Genomic DNA, 17,318 nt, shown 5'->3' with positions numbered 1-17,318 from the left:
GCCGGATTCTCATTGCTGGCTTGCCTCCGTGCGGCGACCTTGGCCCTGGCCTTTGCGTGCAGCGCGTTCGCCGCTTGCGGCAGGCTGTGTGCCGGTCGCGTTGGCGGCCGCTGCCGCACCGGTGCGTCCGCCCTGGCGCTTGCCTGCATCCTGCATGCCTGGCCTGTCGCCCGGCAAGGTGACGCGTGCGCCATCCTTCAGGCGGTCGGCGCCTTCGGTGATCACCTGTTCTCCGGCCGAGACGCCGGAGAGGATCTCGATCCTGTCCACCGAGCCCTGCCCGCGCTTCACGGTGCGCAAGGCGACGGTGCGCTCGGCAGGGTTCAATACATAGACGTAGTCGCCGTTGTTGCCGTGACGCAGCGCGGATACCGGCACGACCAATGCATCCTGTATGGTCCGCAGCAGCAGCCGCACGTTGACGAACTGGCTGGGGAACAAGGACAGCTTTTCATTGCTGAAGCGCGCCTTGGCGCGCACCGTGCCGGTCTGGGTATCGACCTGGTTGTCGAGCGCCAGGAACTGGCCGGTTGCCAGCACGTTCTGGCGCGACTGGTCGAGCGCAATGACTTGCAGGGCGGCGCCTTCCCTGATGCGCGCCTGCAGTTCCGGAATCCTTTCCTGCGGAATGGCAAATTGCACATCGATGGGCGTGACTTGCGTGATGACGGCAATCCCGTTGGTATCGCCGGTGCTGACCACATTGCCGACATCGACTGTACGCAAGCCGACCCGGCCGGCTATCGGTGCCGTGACGCGGCTGTAGTTCAGGTTCAGGCGCGCCGTGCCTTCGGCGGCGCGATCGGTCATCACCGTGCCTTCCAGTTGCTTGACCAGCGCCGCCTGGGTATCCACATCCTGGCGCGCGATCGAATCCTGGGACAGCAAGGTGCGGTAGCGTTCCAGCACGAGGCGCGCATTTTGCAGTTGCGCTTCATCCCGCTGGCGCTGGCCCGTAGCCTGCATGAGAGCGATCTCGAACGGGCGCGGATCGATCGTAGCCAGCAATTGGCCAGCCTTGACCACCTGGCCTTCCTCGAACAGGACCTGCTTCAGCACGCCCGATACCTGTGGGCGCACGGTTGCCGTGGCAGCCGCGCTGACGGTGCCCAGGGCTTCCAGTTCCACCGGAATGTTCGCGCGCTCGACCATCGCCACCCCGACGGTCGTTGCTGGCGGGCCGCCTCGTCCGGCACCGGGTCCGCCCTTCCCGGCCGACTGGTGGGTCAGATACCAGGCAAGCCAGCCCAGTGCTGCCAGCCCGAGCAGGGCAAGCACGATGCCGATCAGCGACTTGCGGCGGGAAACCTGCCGGCTAGTACGGCTAGATTCGGAAGCAGTGCGGATGCGCGGCTCTTCGGCTTGCATATCCATTCATTTCTCCCTTGAGTGTAAAAGGTTTTGGCGTTTGGGCAACAGTCGATGGCAATTGGTTCGCGAAACGGGCATCAGTCGCCGGTTGGCGGCATCCGCTGCACCTGTATCAAGGCTGTTGCGGCGAGCAAGAATTGGGACGGGTTGGCGAAGTGCTATGTCCTCGCATCAACCGTATTTTGAGCGCGAAATGTATCACGCAAGTGTCGGGCCTGCAGGGAATTGTATCGGAGTGTCTTGCTGCCGATTAAAAGCCTGGCAACCGGAAACAGATAATGAAGTGGCAAGCGGGCATGCGCGTCGATGCAGCGCATGCCCCGATGCTGGCGGATTTAACGTTGCATTCAGATATGCCAGACCGGCAACGGAATGGCACAAGGGTGTATCAATTCAGTAAGTGTAAAACATCCGCTGTATCGCCCGCGTGTCATTGGTCCTGGTCAAGGCCAGCATCAGCAGGATGCGCGCTTTTTGCGGATTGAGCGTGTCGGATACCACGAAATCGAGCTGGTCATCGTTGGCTTCCCCATTGCGCGCCACGATGCCCTGACCAACGCGGCTGGAACGCACGATGATCACGCCTTTCTTGCGCGCCTCGATCAGGGCGGGCTTGACGGCATTGGCAAGACTGCCGTCGCCGACACCGGCGTGGACAATTCCCTTGGCGCCATTTGCCACGAATGCATTCAGGCCAATCGGGTTCATGTTTGCATAACCGTAGACGATATCGACTTGCGGCAACGCGTTGAGATTCGATACGTCAAATTCGGTATCAGCCGTATGCCTGCGGGTCGGTAAGCGATAAAAGAATACCTTGCCACCCTGAATATAGCCCAGCATCCCGAGTTCCGGCGCCTTGAACGTGTCTGTTGTGAAAGTATTGGTCTTGGTCACTTCACGCGCGGCATTGATCTGGTCATTCATTGCAACCAGCACACCCTTGCCGACCGCTTCCTTGCTTCCCGCAAGGATGACGGCGTTGTACAGATTCAGCGGACCGTCGGCGGACAATGCAGTGGAAGGACGCATCGCGCCCACCACCACGACCGGCTTTCTGCTCTTGACCACGAGGTCGAGGAAATAGGCGGTTTCCTCAATGGTATCGGTGCCGTGCGTGATCACGATGCCATCCACATCGCTCTGTGCCAGCAGGGTATTGACGCGCTTGGCCAGCTTCAGCCAGTAATCATTGTTCATGTTCTCGCTGGCGATCTGGAACACCTGCTCGCCCCTCACATTCGCGACTTTCTTGAGTTCTGGCACGGCAGCAATCAAGGCATCCACGCCGACCGTGGCGGCGGTGTAGCCGACCGTGGTAGTGCTGGTGGCACCCGAGCCGGCGATCGTTCCGCCGGTGGCGAGGATCATCACGTTCGGCAGACCGGCTTGCGGCGCGGCTGCCGGCGCTGCCGGGGCCGCGGGAGCGGCGGGTGCAGCCTGGACTGGCGCCGGCTGGGTCGTTGCCTGCTGACTGGACTGCGGCGCTTGCGCGACCGAGGTGCATGCCGAGATGAAAATTGCGCCGGAAATCAGGATGAGGCTGCTGTAAAGCTGGTGACGTGACATGATGGCTCCTTCTTGTTGGTTTTGCCGCTGTGCGCCGGACGGCGAAATCAACGATATGCCGGAACTGCCAGAAGTCATTGATTCAGGTCATATTGCCCGGCTGCGCTGAACGTCCGCAACGCGCCATGCCGCTCGGCACTGCAGGCACGGCTGCGCCGTTTTGCGCTTTCACAAGACCGCAACGTGCCGCTGGGTTAGTTTTGGAACAGCTTCCTCCATTCCACCGCCCGAGATCCCAGAGTCCAGATGAGCGTGCGCCCTCGCCCAGCCGCCACCATTAAGCGCGACCAGGCACGCCTCACCATCGCCCTGACGCTGTCACTCCTGATCCACGGACTGCTGCTGTCGCTGCAATTCGGCCTGCGCGGCTTGGGCCTGCCCGGGCTGCAGCTGCCATGGGAGGAACGTCGCGCGCATGTGCCGCAACTGAACGTGCGCATCGCAAATGCCGACACCAGACCCATGCCGTCCACCCCGGCACTTCCAGCGCAAGCCGAGCCCGCTTCTCCACCAGGCGCTTCCGCACCGTCTGCCCCTGTCGCGCCCGCAGCACCTGCACCGGAAGCAATCACGGCGGACCCGCCTCGCCCTGCCTTGCCCGAAGTCCCTGCGCATTCCACCGCCGAGCCGCCGCCAGCCAGCCCGGGCATGAAGCTGGTGCAGCCACCGCAAGCAATCAGTCCACCGTCAAAATCCGTTGATGCTGCCGCGGCAAGCACAAAACCCCCTCGCCAAGCCCGGGCGCGCGCCCCCAGGCGCCGCAAGCTGGCCAAGGCAAAACCACGTCCGCCCATTATCGCCAGAGCTCCGACCCCGCAGGAGCAATTCGTCGTCCCGCCCTCCGAACCGGAACCGGAAGTGGCGCCCGCAGCGAAAAGGCCTGAACCGCCGGTCCCGGAGACACCACCCCTCGCTGCCGAACCGGCCAAAGAGCTGTCCCGTTCACTTCCTGCGCCACCCGAGCCGGCACAGCAACAGGTAGAGAATGAAGAAAGGGAAGAACGGCTGCGCCAGGCCATACAGGCGGAATCGATGCGCCTCGAGGAAGAATTTGCGCGCCTCAAGGCCGCGGAACAGGTGCGGCAGGCGGAAGAAATTGCACGGCAGCAGGCGCAGGAAATGGGAGCGCGCAGGCTTGCGGAAGAAAGCGCGCAACGTGCCGCGGCAGAGCGCGAGGCGCAGCGCCAGGCAGAAGAAGCGGCACAACAGCTGGCCGCCCAGCAGAGGCTGGAAGCACAGCGCGCGGCAGAAGAGCTGCGCCAGGCGCAACTGCAAGCAAGATGGCCGGAAGAAGAAAATGCGCAACGGGCAGCAGCCGAGCTGCAGGCGCGCCGGCAAGCCGAGGAAGCTGCCCGACAACTGGCTGAACAACGGCGTGCGGAAGAAGAACTGCAACGAGCGCAACAACTGGAAGCAAGCAGACAAGCGGAAGAAAACGCCAGGCGCGAAGCTGCCGAACTGGAACAGCGGCTTCAGGTGGAGGAAGCCGAGCAACAGCGCGTGGCGCAACTGCGCGAAGAAGAGGAGCGGCTTCGGGCGCAGCAACTGGAAGAGCGCCGGCTGGCGGAAGACAATGCGCGGCGCGAAGCCGCCGAGTTGGAGGCGCGCCGGCAAGCCGAAGAGCTTGCGCGGCAGCAGGCTGCCCAAAGGCTGGCCGAAGAACAGCAGGAACAGGCACGCCTGGCCGAAACGAAGAGACAGGGGGAAGTCCGTGCGCAAGCCGAGGCGCAGGAGCGCGAAGCGCGCGGGCAGGCGCAAGCACAGGCGGCCTTGCCGGCAAGCGACGGCGTGCCCCGCGAACTCGCCAGCAGCGGCGGCAGTCAGGAAGCGGCCGGCGGAAATCGTTCCGGGGACAGGCCTGCTCCGGGAAACACGCGCGAGCCGGATTCGGTGCGCGAGCCGGCGCCGCCTGCCGCACCAAGGGAAAATGCGCCTGCGCACACGGAGAGCGACGACGGCGCCTTCCTTCTTTCCGAGAGCCAGATGGAATCGGTGACGATCCGGCAGGAGCGCAAGATCGACCTGACACGCGCCGCCCCACAGGTCGCGCGCGAACTGGCCGAGGCCGCGCCCGAATCGAGACGCCGGACGATCTTCGGCGGCGCCGATGACGATATCGTTCTCAAGATGTATATCGACGACTGGCGCCAGGCTGTCGAGCGCAGCGCAGATGACATGCATGCTGGCATGGAAGGCCTGCGCGGCATGGCGCTGGTCACTGTCGCGCTGCGCAGCGACGGCCGCACCGAAAGCATTTCCATCCACCGCTCAGGGTCGCCCGAGCTGGATGCAGCAGTGCGCAACATTCTCGGGCAGCGCAAGCGCTATCCGGCTTTCCCGCCCGACCTCAGACGCCGCTATGACGTCATCGAGATTCGGCGCGTCTGGGATTTTGACGGGCGGCTGCGGCTGGTGGAAGACGGGCGGTGAAGTCGTCTGGCCCTGCCAGGCGCTGCGCCCGTCGGTGCACCGTTAGCCGCGAAGCGCCAGATGCGTTGCCCGTGCCGCTTCCTTCCCCGTATTGTGGGAAGCCAGCCGGAACTCGGCCACGGCATCGTTCAGCTTGCGCGCCTGATCTTCCAGTGACTCCGCCGCCGCAGCGGCTTGCTCGACCAGCGCGGCGTTTTGCTGGGTTACGGCATCCATCTGCGACACAGCCTGGTTCACCTCGCCCAGGCCTTCGCTTTGTTCGGTCGATGCCGCACTGATCTCCGCCATGATGGTGTTGACTCGCTCGACTGCCTCGACGGCTCTTTCCATGGTCTTGCCGGCCTGCGCCGCCAGTGCCGCGCCGCTGCGGACCTGGTCCACCGAACTGTTGATCAGTTCCTTGATCTCCTTGGCTGCGGCGGACGATCGGTGGGCAAGATTGCGCACCTCGCCGGCGACCACCGCGAATCCGCGCCCCTGTTCGCCGGCACGCGCCGCTTCCACCGCCGCGTTGAGCGCGAGCAGGTTAGTCTGGAAAGCGATGCCTTCGATGACACCGATGATGTCGGCGATGCGGGCAGATGCGGCATTGATCTCATCCATGGTCGAGACCACCCGGTTCACCGCGTCCCCGCCTTCAAGGGCAACGCTCGAAGCGTCCATGGCGAGCCGGCTTGCCCGCACGGCATTGTCCGTATTCTGTTTAACGGTACTGGTCAGCCTTTCCATGCTGGCTGCAGTTTCTTCCAGAGAGGATGCCTGCTCCTCGGTGCGCTGCGAGAGATCGGCATTCCCGGTGGCGATCTGGCGGCTTGCGCTGGCAATCTGGCTCGAACCGGAGCGCAAGTCGCTCACGATCGCCGCCAGGCTGTGCTGCATCCGGCGCAAGCCTTCCATCAGGCGACCGATTTCATTGCGGCCCAGCGCGGCAAGATCGGCGCTCAGGTCGCCGGCAGCGATTTGCTCGAGCTGCGCCATCATCGTTCCCAACGGCCGCACGATGGATTTGCGGATCAGCCATGCAGCCCAGAAGCCCGACAGAAGGCCGAACAGTATGAAGCCGATGGTGCCTGTAAGGAAGCGGCTGAAATCCTGCTGGGACGCGTCGTACTGGTTTTTCGCAATCGATAGCTGGAGCTTGTTCAACTCGGTATTGCTCGTATTCAGCTCGCGGTCGAGCGCGGGAACGGTTTCCATGACATAGCGCCGGATCGCTTCCTTGTCGCCGCCCTGCAGCGCCTTGATCAGGGGAGCAACCCCGTTATTGAAGAACGCATCACGCTTGACTGCCACTTCTTGTGCGAGGCGCTGCTGTTCTGCCCCGCGCATCAGCTTCAGGTAGGCATTCCAGGCGTCGTGCGACTTTTGCATGAAGCTTTCGGCGCCGGCGATCCGTTTCCCCGCTTCCGCCGATTCCGGGGCGAACGCCGCCTGGTCCAGCAGGACCCGCACCAGGACCTGGTTGGACCGGGTGTCGGCCAGCAGGACACTGGCGCCAAGCTGATCTTCATAGATATGACGTGCAACTTCATTGCTCCGCTCAAGAGACACGAGAGCTGCGATGCCGGCCAGGATCAGCAAGACGCTGTTGAAGGCCATCAGGTAGACAAGCCGCATGCCTACGCTTGTATTGCGAAACATATTTTCCTCTTCATTCCGGGGTTCTCTATCAGGTGCAGGTCTGCTGCCTGCATGAATAAATGATTAACGACAAGTTGCGCCAGCACTTTAACCGTCGGCCTCGCGACAACAGATAAAAAAAGCCGGCGGCGGGAGTTCCCGTCACCGGCTGGCTCATGCAAATCCGGATCAGCTCAGAAGCGATGCCGGATGCCGACGCCAAAGCTGTTGCCGCGGTCGAGATCCGTTACCTTGTCCGTCATGTAGACAGCATAGACATCGGTGCGCTTGGACAGGTTGTAGTCGTAGCCGACCGACAGGGTGTCGCGCTTGAGGTCGTCGCCCACCAGGCTGCCGTCGCGACGAGTGCTTGCAAAGTCGGCCAGCACCGCGCCCTGGCCGAGCGGCGCGCTCAGGCCGACGCTGTAGGTCTTGTCCGTCATGCTCAGGGCTGTCGCCGTATCGTCGTTGTTGCGCTGGAAGGTCGCGAACAGCTTCACGACGTTGAGGTTATAGCTGGCGCCGAGGAAGTATCCCTTCTGGCGATCGATGGATGCGTAATTGATCAGGCCAGGCAGGGAGGCGGTCGGTTTGGTTGCATCAAGAACGCTGTTCGTCGAATTCGGATTGCCGATCTCGACGTCGTGGTAGAACGCAGCCAGGGCCAGCGGGCCATTGTTGTACAGCGCGTTCACCGCGATATTGTTCTTGCCTGTCTCGCCTGCCACTTCGCCGAACTGGTAGTGCACGTTCGCCTTCAGCCCGCCGAAGGTCGGCGTCGTATAGATGATCTGGTTGCTCCAGCCACTGTCGCCCGCATTCGATGCCGCCCAGCTGCGCGCGCCGAAGCTGCGGCCGCTCGGCACATAGGCATGCAGCACCAGCGGCGAGAAGGTGAAGGAATCGCCGAAGGGATTGAACAGGATGGTGGGCAGGAAGCTCGGGGCAAGCGCGCGGCCCAGCTGGAGCCGGCCGAAGTCGCCGGCGATGGCGACATTGGCGTCGCGCGAGAACAGGTTGTCGCCACCGAAGCGGCCGGATTCACCGGTGTCGCCGCGGAAGAAGCCGGTCAGTGCGAACTCCGCCCTGAGGCCGCCGCCCAGGTCCTCGCTACCCTTGAAGCCGAACCAGGATGTGGTCATCCCGCCGCTGTTGATCACGGCCTGGTGGTCCTTGTCGCCGCTGTTCTGCATGGAACCGGCGAAGATGTCCACCGCCCCCATGACCTGCACGTTGGTTTGTGCCAGCGCGCTGCCTGCACCGAGGAATGCCAGCGTCCCCAGGACGGCTGTTGCTTTTTTCATTATGTCTCCCTGCTGTACTTCAATCATCGTGCTTGTCTCAAGCACTCCTTAAAGGTCGCCATGCCTTTCTTGTTTGAATTCAGCATGGCGCTCTCCAAACTACCGGATCGCGTCCGCCAGCCGGAAGCCACCGATCCTGATGATTTGCTCGATGCATTCCTTCGCTTCGGTAGCGCGGTCGTTTTCCAGCCGCTTCGCAAAGTTGTCCAGGATGCTTTGCCGGTTGTGCCCCTTCACCGCGATCACGAAGGGGAAGCCGAACTTGTCGTTGTAGCGTCGGTTCAGGTCCTGCATGCGCGCGAACTCTTCCGGGCTGCACTGGTCGAGTCCCGCGCCCTTCTGCTCGCGGGTGGATTCTTCCGTGAGTTCGCCGCGCACCGCGGCCTTTCCCGCCAGCTCGGGGTGGGCGCGGATCAGCGCCAGCTGTTCTTCCTGGCTGGCGCTGCGCACGGCTTGCGCCATGGCCTCATGCAGCTGCTGCAGATTGCGGAAAGGCCGCTTCGCGGCGGCGCGCTGCGCCACCCAGGGCGAGTGTTCGAAGATGGCGCCGAGCGCGGCCGTGAATTCTTCCGCGCTCATCGCATTCAATGCGTCGATCGAGAATTGCTTGCTCATTATTTCGGCTGATAGGGATGGGTGTTGATCCAGTGATTGGCGATATCGATGCGGCGGCAGATCCAGACCTTGTCGTGCGACTGCACGTAGTCGAGGAAGCGCTGCAGGGCGCGGAAGCGTCCCGGGCGGCCAAGCAGGCGGCAGTGCATGCCGATCGACAGCATCTTCGGCTGGTTCAGTCCGTTCGGGTCGCCTTCGGCATACAGCACGTCGAAGCTGTCCTTCAGGTACTGGTAGAAATGCTCGGCGGTGTTGAAGCCCTGCGGCGTGGCAAAGCGCATGTCGTTGGAATCGAGCGTGTACGGCACCACCAGGTGTGGCTTGCTGCTGCCGTTGGAAAGCTCGACCTCGGTCCAGAACGGCAGGTCGTCGCCGTAATAGTCGGCGTCGTAAGTGAAACCGCCCTGCTCCACCACGAGCTTGCGGGTATTGGGAGAATCGCGCCCGGTATACCAGCCCAGCGGCGCGGCGCCGGTCAGCTCGCGCTGGATCTCGATCGCGATGCGCATGTGTTCGCGCTCAGTGGCCTCGTCCATGTTCTGGTAGTGGATCCAGCGCCAGCCGTGGCAGGCGATTTCATGACCGAGGTCGACGAAAGCTTGCGTGACCTCGTGATGGCGCTGCAGGGCCATTGCCACGCCGAATACCGTCAGCGGCAGCTTGCGCTGTTCAAACTCGCGCAGGATGCGCCAGACGCCGGCGCGCGATCCATACTCGTAGATGGATTCCATCGACATGTGCCGCGCCTCATAGGCGGCGGCACCGACGATTTCCGACAAAAACTGCTCGGACGCCTTGTCCCCGTGCAGCACACAGTTTTCGCCGCCCTCTTCGTAGTTGAGGACGAACTGGACGGCAATCCGTGCCTGGTTGGGCCATTGCGCATGGGGGACCTGGCGGCCGTAGCCGACCAGGTCGCGTGGATACAATTTTTCTTTTTGCATTTCCTTGGGTTTGCTTGGGTTATTCACTGCCGTGGGTGTTCGCCTTGGCAGCTGCCTCGGCATCCGCTCGGGATGCAAGGCCGTTGAAATACAGGTTCAGCAGCACCGCGGAAATCGCCGTCAGCAGGATGCCGCTGTGCAGCAGGGTCGACAGCGATTTCGGCATGTGCTGGGTGAAGTTCTCGGCGACCAGCGGCACCATGCCGAAGCCGATCGAAATGGCGACGATGAACAGGTTGTTGCGGTTGCTCGTGTAATCGACGCCGGACAGGATGCGCACACCGGTTGCCGCCACCATGCCGAACATGACGAGGCCGGCACCGCCCAGCACGAACTGCGGGATGGCTTCGGCTGCCGCGCCGATCTTGGGAATCACGCCCATGATCACCAGGATGAGGCCGGCGGCGACGCAGACCCAGCGGCTCTTGACGCCGGTCACGCCGACCAGGCCGACGTTCTGCGAGAACGAGGTGTACGGGAAGGTGTTGAAGATGCCGCCGATCAGGGTGCCGAGACCGTCCACGCGCAGGCCGCGGGCGATATCCGTCTGGTCGATCTTCTTGCCGGTCATCTCGCCCAGGGCGAGGAACATGCCGGTCGATTCGATCATCACCACGATCATCACCAGCACCATCGTCAGGATGGCAATCGGATCGAAAGTCGGCATGCCGAAATGGAAAGGCGTGACAATCGCAAAGGCTTTAGCGGCTGCCACCTTGGCAAAGCTGACCTTGCCGAGGAAAAAGGCGACCGTGGTGCCGATCACGATGCCGCACAAGACCGTGATATTGGAGAAGAAGCCCTTGCCGTACTTGGCGATCAGCAGGATCACCACCAGCACGAACATCGCGAGTCCGAGGTTGTCCAGTGCCGCATACGCGGGGTTCGGGATCATCGGCGCCGGGCCGGCAGGCAGCGCGGTGCCGGCTGCCTTGGCCGCTTCGACTGCCTTCGCAAACGCCGGATCGGCGATCTTCGCCATGAACGGCTGGCCGCCCATCGCCCAGCCCACGCCGACCTTCATCAGCGAGATGCCGATGATGGCAATGACGGAACCGGTGACCACCGGCGGGAACAGCGCCAGCACGCGGCTGACGAAAGGCGCGATCAGGATTGCAATGATGCCGGCGCCGATCACCGCACCAAAGATGCCGGTGATGCCGAGCGAGGGATTGTTCGCCATTGCCAGCATCGGGCTGACCGAGGCGAAGGTGACGCCCATCATTACCGGCAGGCGGATGCCGAACAGCTTTCCGAAGCCGAGTGACTGGATCAGCGTCACGAGTCCACAGCAAAACAGGTCGGCGCTGATGAGGGCGGCGACCTGTTCCGGGTCCAGTTTCAATGCGCGGCCGACGATCAGCGGTACCGCAATCGCTCCGGCATACATGACCAGCACATGCTGCAGCCCGAGCGTCGTCAGCTTCCCGAGCGGGAGCCGTTCGTCCACGGCGCAGGGCAAGGATGGGTCGGGACTGGCGGTGGTGGCGGCGGAGCTTGTGCCGCCTGCGGCGGGGGAAGCGGCGAGATCGGTACTCGACATGTTTGTCTCCAATTGGAATTTGTATTTTTTAAATGTTTTTGTCAGGCGGTCTGCATTACTCGCTCGGCTTGCCCAGGGCCGCGCGCAAATCGAATTTCTTCTCCGGCCGCCGCAACATGCGGCATACGCACTGTTCCAGGTGGTGGTTCATCTCCTTCAATGCTTTCTGCGGATTTTTTTGTTCCAGCGCCTGGACCACCCGCAGATGCTCGTCGAAGGAGCATGGCTGCTGACCCGAGGTTTCGGCGGTCGATATCAGGAGGGTGGTGCGGGATACCAGCCGGCGCAGCATGTCGACCAGCAACGCATTGCCGCTCAGTCTGGCGAGCTCGATGTGGAAGTCGGCCGACAGGCGCACCCATAACGGGCGGTCGCCCTGCATGTAGGCATCGCGCTCGCGTTCGATCATGTGACGCAGCTTCGCGAAATCCGCCGCCTTGGCGTGCTGCGCCACTTTCTGCGTCACCGCCTGTTCGAGGATCTGGCGCAGCTCGAACATGTCATGCGCTTCCTGCTCCGACGGGCTGGCGATGTAGGCGCCGCGATTCGGTTCCAGATCGACCAGGCCGTCGGCGGCAAGCCTGATCAACACCTTCCTGACCTTGTGCCGCGCGAGGTCATAGATTTCTCCGAGGGCCTGCTCGGTCAGCTTGGTGCCGGCCGGCAACCGATGCTCCATGATCGCGTCGTAAATCTCGAAGTACATCCGCTCTTCCGCGCCCATCCGGGCTTCTTGCGAAGCAGGCGCGGCAACGGTCAGCTTGGGGCGCGTACTCATTCCTACTCCATTGCAAAGTCGGGGGACGGCATCCGGAACGTCGACAGCAATTAGATATTTCCGATCAAAACATTCATGCGTGATTGTTGACAAGCATGCCTAGCGCCCATAGCATTGTCAACAGTTTTGTTTTCACTTTGCCGAACATTTCAATCACCCTTGCGCTTGCAGGACAGCGACCGACTTCCTGTACCCGCATCCCTCTATGGCCCACTGCAGCCCCACCTGAAATGGAGACATCATGAGCCGGCTGACTACCCACGTACTCGATACCGCGCATGGCAAGCCCGGAAGCGGAATTCAAGTTTTTCTCTACAAGATTGTCGACAATCAGAGAAAGCTTTTGTTGTCGACGACAACCAACCAGGATGGACGCTGCGATCACCCGCTGCTTGAAGGAGAGGCATTCCAGGCCGGCGTCTATGAACTGGATTTTCACGTGGGCAACTATTTCGAACGGATGAATGTCGCGCTTCCCAAGCCGAGCTTTCTCGATGTGGTGACCCTGCGCTTCGGCGTGGCCGACCCGGCCCAGCACTACCATGTGCCGCTCACCGTCAGCCCGTGGAGTTACTCCACCTATCGCGGCAGCTGATCAGGAACCGCTCTATATAAAAGATCGGCGCCTTTGCCGCCACCATATTCAAGGAAGAGACATACAGTTATGGAAGCTTATTTGCTTGACTGGGTCAACCTGCTGCTGCGCTGGACGCATGTAATCGTCGCCATCGCCTGGATCGGGTCCTCGTTTTATTTCGTCTGGCTGGACAACAGCCTCAGGGCGCCGGTATCGGAAGAGCTGAAAAAGATGGGCGTCGGCGGCGAACTGTGGGCCGTGCATGGCGGTGGCTTCTACAACCCGCAGAAATACCTGGGCGCGCCGCCCAAGCTGCCGGAAGACCTGCACTGGTTCTACTGGGAGTCCTACAGCACCTGGCTGTCGGGATTCGGCCTGTTTTCGGTGCTGTATCTGTTCAATCCGAAAGTCTTCCTGATCGACCCGAGCGTCGCCAACATTTCCCCGGCGGTCGCGGTGATCGCCGCCCTCGCCTTCCTCGCGGTCGGCTGGCTGGTCTACGACAGCCTGTGCCGCCTGCTGCAAAACCGCGAGAAGCTGCTGGCGGTGCTGGTCGTTCTCTATGTGGTCGCCGCTTCCTGGGCTGCCTGCCACCTGTTTGCCGGCCGCGCCGCCTTCCTGATCATCGGCGCGATGATCGCGACCATCATGAGCGCCAACGTGTTCTTCTGGATCATCCCGGGGCAGCGCAAGGTCGTCGCCGCGATGAAGGCCGGCCAGCCGGTCGACCCCATTCATGGCAAGCGCGGCAAGCAGCGCAGCGTGCACAACACCTACTTCACCCTGCCGGTGCTGTTTGCCATGCTGTCGAACCACTACAACATGACCTACAGCCATCCGCACAACTGGCTGGTGCTGGTAATGATCATGGTGGCTGGCGTATTGGTTCGCCAGTTCTTCATCCTGCGCCACAAGGGCGTGGTCAATTTCGCCTATCCGGCGGTGGCCATCGCCATTCTCGCCGGCGTAGCAGCCTGGATCGCGCCGGCGTCGCCAGCAAAGACGGACGCGCAAGCCGCCAAGGGCGTGGAATTCGGCCAGGTGCAGCAGATCGTGCAGGCGCGTTGCGTCCAGTGCCATTCGGCGCAGCCGACCCTGATGCCATCGGCGCCCAAAGGCTTGATGTACGACCAGCCGGATGCCATCAAGGCCAGCGCCCAGCTGATCTACCAGCAAGTGGTCGTGCAAAAGGCCATGCCGCTCGGTAACCTCACCCACATGACCGATGAAGAACGCAGCGTGATCGGGAAGTGGTTCGAGGCGGGGGCGAAGTAAATCCGCAAGTAAGCTGCCTTACGTAACGGAGCCGGATGCGAACACAGCTTTGCGTCCGGCCCGGTGCCGAGGGAATGCAGGCATCGCGCGATGCCGTGCCGCGCATGCATCGCACCTCGCGAAAGTCGCGCTTTCAACCAACCGTTCGAGCAGTAATGGCAAGCTGATCCGGCGCCGCCTCACGTCCTCGGTGGCCAGCCGTCACCATTCCCCCTCATTCCGCATGTCACTCCGCCCGTGGAACTGGGCGCCCCGGTATCCGGCCTTACCGGCTTGTCAGATCGCGTCTAGCTGGCAAAGGCGGAACCGGCTTCGGGAATCCTGACGACCTTTGACTTTTCCCCGGCGCAGAGAACATCAGCATTGTCAGCGGTGCGCGCCCGTGTCATGCGCGCCATCAATTCGCCAGCTTTACCAGATCGACGACTTCCAGCCCCGCCAGGTCCTGCTCCGTGCTGCCCACGAAAGCCGCGCGGCTCTGCGGATTGCCGTCCAGCCATCTCGCAGCGACGGCCTTGATGTCCCGCGCGCTACAGCGCAGCACGCCCTGGCGGAAGCGCCGGCGCATGTCTTCGCTGATGCCCTGCTGCTGCCGCTCCCAGCTCTGCATCACTTCCTCATAGGGCGTGCGCGGCCGGTCGAGGTGCTGGATCACGCAGATGATCGCTTCCTCGACCTGTTCCCGGGTCAGTTCCGCCGTCTTCAGCCATTCAAGCGCGCGCCCGAAATCGGCGTAAGTGGCGGCAAGGCGCGGGTCGCGATAGGACATCATGGCGAAGATGCCTGCGCTCGCGGAATAGCTGGCATGCCCGCCATAGGCGCCGCCCTCTTCCCGCAAGGCCTGGTGCAATACCAGGTTCGTCAGGATTTCGCCGAGCACGGCCAGAACCGGCGCGTCCGGATGCGCAAGACCCGGCACCTGCCATGCAGCGTAACAATGATTGACCTGGGCCGGTGCGTGCAGGGCGGCATTGCCCCAGCGCCCGTCCGGTGCGAGCTGTGCCGTGCCTGGTGCGCGCTCGCCGCCGCGTGGCACATCGAGGGCCGCGGCAAGCGCCTGCGCATCATCGTCCACGCCGGCGGCAATGATGGAGGCCGGACAGCCGATGATGCGCCGGTGCAGTTCGGCCAGGCGCTGCGCAATCTCCTTTATTCCCTCTTCCGTCTGTGCCTTTGCATGCAGCTCGCGGTAGAACGTGATTGCCGCCAGGCCCTCTACCCGGTTTTCGAAATTGCGCAGCGCAGACAAGGGCGCCGTAACCGCCAGGCGGGCATAGTCGTCGCCCTCGTCCGCAAGATTGTTGCGCATGTCCTGCACCATGCTGTCGATCAGGAAGGCGAGGCGCTCATGCTCGTCGAAGCGGGGAGCCCGGATCGATGCAGACAGGACTTCGGCGATTGCCTTGTTTTCTTCGCGCAAGCCCCGGGCGTGGAAGTCGACATGGATGCGCAGGGAAGGCTCGGCTTCCTGGGTCTGCAGGACGTGCAGGTCGACATCGAAATGCGGCACGCGGTCGTGGCGCCAGGCGTCCGCTTCTTCATAGGACTTGTCGCCCAGCCCGAGGTCCGGCAACAGGTCGGCATACAGCCGCAGCCAGGGCCATGTCGCAGCGTCCATGCCGGAAACCTCGTACAGCACGTGTGCGTAGGATATGCCGTTGGAGGGGATCGAAACCGCGATGACGCCGTCGTCGGATGCCTGCAGCGGCAGCGAGGGTTGTGGCAGAGGGCTGACATCGGCAGGCCGGATGCGTGGCAGGGCATCATTGTTCACCGGCTGGCGCTGGCGCGCGAGCAGAGCGGCGGACTCGGCGCGCAGTCTCTGCCTCTCGGCGTCCTCCAGCGCCGCTTGCAAGGCAGCCAGGCGTTCGTCTTCGATCTGCTGGCGCTTTTGCAGATAGGCCGGGTCCGGGACGACCATGACGTCGAGCCGGGTCGGCGTATCGAGGAGTTGCTGCACCAGTTCCTTGAAGAAGCGCGGGTCGGCAATCCTGTCCTGCAAGTCTTCGAGGATTGCGTCGGCATCGAAGCCGTCCATGATGTCGCCGCCATGCATGGCCAGCGGCAGCGCATGCAGCAGCCGGTCCAGCGCATCCGGCATGTCGCCGCCGCCGATTTCCCGCTGGCCAAAGCGCATGTCGCGCAGGGCTGCCTGCAGGAGCGGTTGCGGCACGCCCTCGCGCGCGGCCTGTTCCAGGGCGGAACGGATGCGCCGGCGCGCATCGTCCACCTGCCCCCGGGTCAAACCTTCCATGCCGAGATGGAACACGATCTGGCGCCCGCCTGCATCGGTGCCATTGAGCGAGGAAGGCCGGCCGAAGCCGGCCGATTCCATTGCGCGCATCAGCGGCGCGGAAGCGTTGCCCAGCAAGCCCGCCTCCAGCAGCTCGGCATGGTAATACGCATGCGGGTCTGCCGATTCGCCCAGCAGCCAGGACATCTGCACGCCATGCTCGCTGGTGGGCACCGGTATCGTGGCCGCCTGCGGCACTGTCCACTGCGGCGCGAGTTGCGGCATCTTGCGCGGCATGCGGCCGGACAGGGTTGCCAGCACCCGCTGCTCGATGACGTCCTGCACTTCGCGCGGGTCGAGGCATCCTGCCGTCATGAAGACTGCCTGCGAGGGATGGTAATGCTGCGCATGGAAATCCTTCAGTGCCGCATGCGTCAGCGACGGGATCTCGATCGGGTCGCCACCGGACTCCACCGCATAAGTGGTGCCGGCCAGCAGGATGGCAGCGATGCCGCTGTCGAGCGCGCGCAGCGGATCCGCGAATGCACCCTTCATTTCATTGAATACGATGCCCTGGTAGGCGAGCCTGTTGCCATCCAGTTCCAGGCGCCAGCCTTCCTGCAGGAAGTCGAGGTAATCGAGGCGCGGGAAGAATACCGCATCGAGGTACACATCGAGCAGGTTGAAGAAATCGGTCCGGTCGGTGCTGGCGAAGGGATAGACGGTCTTGTCCGGATAGGTCATCGCATTCATGAAATGCGCGGTCGACCTCCTGAGCATGGCGAAGAAGGGATCACGCACCGGATAGCGCGCGCTCCCGCACAGGGCCAGGTGTTCCAGGATATGGGCGCGGCCGTCGCTGGCTCCCGGCACGGTGGGGAACGCCACCAGGAAAACCCGTTCCGGATTGTCGGTGGCAAGATGGATGTGGCGCGCGCCGGACGCGGTCTCTTCATATTCCTGCACCTGGGCCTGCATCGCAGGAATATCCCGGCTGCGCAATTTCGTGAAAGTCATCGATGATTAAATTCGGGCAATAAGGCAGTGAAATACGCAATG

Annotated in this window: 12 protein-coding genes; 3 read left to right on the top strand and 9 right to left on the bottom strand. The window is 62.9% G+C overall.

Translation table 11 applies throughout. The annotated features are described in order from the left end of the window. Window positions 1-9: 9 nt before the first annotated feature. Entirely contained in the window at window positions 10-1,374 is a 1,365-nt protein-coding gene (locus HGHM_RS17515) for an efflux RND transporter periplasmic adaptor subunit (protein ID WP_026076159.1), read from the bottom strand. 390 nt (window positions 1,375-1,764) lie between these two features. After that, the gene (locus HGHM_RS17510) at window positions 1,765-3,018 is read right to left on the bottom strand and encodes a type II asparaginase (RefSeq protein WP_019142863.1); all 1,254 of its coding nucleotides are present in this window, start codon (window positions 3,016-3,018) and stop codon (window positions 1,765-1,767) included. 168 nt (window positions 3,019-3,186) lie between these two features. Between HGHM_RS17510 and HGHM_RS22415 the strand changes: the two genes are divergently transcribed. Beyond that, window positions 3,187-5,370, top strand: a complete 2,184-nt coding sequence (locus HGHM_RS22415; protein WP_019142862.1) for a hypothetical protein — start codon at window positions 3,187-3,189, stop codon at window positions 5,368-5,370. Between the two features lie 42 nt (window positions 5,371-5,412). Here HGHM_RS22415 and HGHM_RS21745 read toward each other — a convergent pair whose 3' ends face one another. The 6 genes from HGHM_RS21745 to HGHM_RS17475 all read right to left on the bottom strand — a co-directional run bounded on the left by HGHM_RS21745 (window position 5,413) and on the right by HGHM_RS17475 (window position 12,174). Beyond that, window positions 5,413-7,011: a methyl-accepting chemotaxis protein gene (locus HGHM_RS21745; protein ID WP_019142861.1), complete on the bottom strand. Its 1,599-nt coding sequence runs from the start codon at window positions 7,009-7,011 to the stop codon at window positions 5,413-5,415. A gap of 173 nt (window positions 7,012-7,184) precedes the next feature. After that, window positions 7,185-8,294 (bottom strand): porin, encoded by a 1,110-nt coding sequence (locus tag HGHM_RS17495; RefSeq protein ID WP_026076158.1) that lies wholly within the window; start codon window positions 8,292-8,294, stop codon window positions 7,185-7,187. A 99-nt stretch (window positions 8,295-8,393) separates the two neighbouring features. Further along, on the bottom strand, window positions 8,394-8,909 hold the full coding sequence (gene uraD, locus HGHM_RS17490; protein WP_019142859.1) for a 2-oxo-4-hydroxy-4-carboxy-5-ureidoimidazoline decarboxylase: 516 nt from the start codon (window positions 8,907-8,909) through the stop codon (window positions 8,394-8,396). Next, on the bottom strand, window positions 8,909-9,853 hold the full coding sequence (gene puuE / locus HGHM_RS17485) for an allantoinase PuuE (protein ID WP_019142858.1): 945 nt from the start codon (window positions 9,851-9,853) through the stop codon (window positions 8,909-8,911). Before puuE ends, uraD begins: the two co-directional genes overlap by 1 nt. 19 nt (window positions 9,854-9,872) lie before the next feature. Then, window positions 9,873-11,396, bottom strand: coding sequence for a nucleobase:cation symporter-2 family protein (locus HGHM_RS17480; RefSeq protein ID WP_019142857.1), 1,524 nt, complete (start codon window positions 11,394-11,396; stop codon window positions 9,873-9,875). A 55-nt stretch (window positions 11,397-11,451) separates the two neighbouring features. Then, window positions 11,452-12,174, bottom strand: coding sequence for a GntR family transcriptional regulator (locus HGHM_RS17475; protein WP_019142856.1), 723 nt, complete (start codon window positions 12,172-12,174; stop codon window positions 11,452-11,454). Between the two features lie 241 nt (window positions 12,175-12,415). Here HGHM_RS17475 and uraH point away from each other — a divergent pair, with 241 nt between their 5' ends. Further along, entirely contained in the window at window positions 12,416-12,769 is a 354-nt protein-coding gene (uraH, locus tag HGHM_RS17470; protein ID WP_019142855.1) for a hydroxyisourate hydrolase, read from the top strand. Between the two features lie 69 nt (window positions 12,770-12,838). Then, entirely contained in the window at window positions 12,839-14,026 is a 1,188-nt protein-coding gene (locus HGHM_RS17465; protein ID WP_019142854.1) for a urate hydroxylase PuuD, read from the top strand. Window positions 14,027-14,423: 397 nt separating this feature from the next. On the opposite strand, the gene HGHM_RS17455 is transcribed toward HGHM_RS17465, so the two are convergent. After that, entirely contained in the window at window positions 14,424-17,276 is a 2,853-nt protein-coding gene (locus HGHM_RS17455; protein ID WP_019142852.1) for an insulinase family protein, read from the bottom strand. Window positions 17,277-17,318: the final 42 nt, after the last annotated feature.

It is taken from the genome of Noviherbaspirillum massiliense JC206, assembly GCF_000312045.1.
In the GTDB taxonomy this organism is placed as follows: domain Bacteria; phylum Pseudomonadota; class Gammaproteobacteria; order Burkholderiales; family Burkholderiaceae_D; genus Noviherbaspirillum; species Noviherbaspirillum massiliense.
This window is presented reverse-complemented; position numbering and strand designations above follow the sequence as displayed.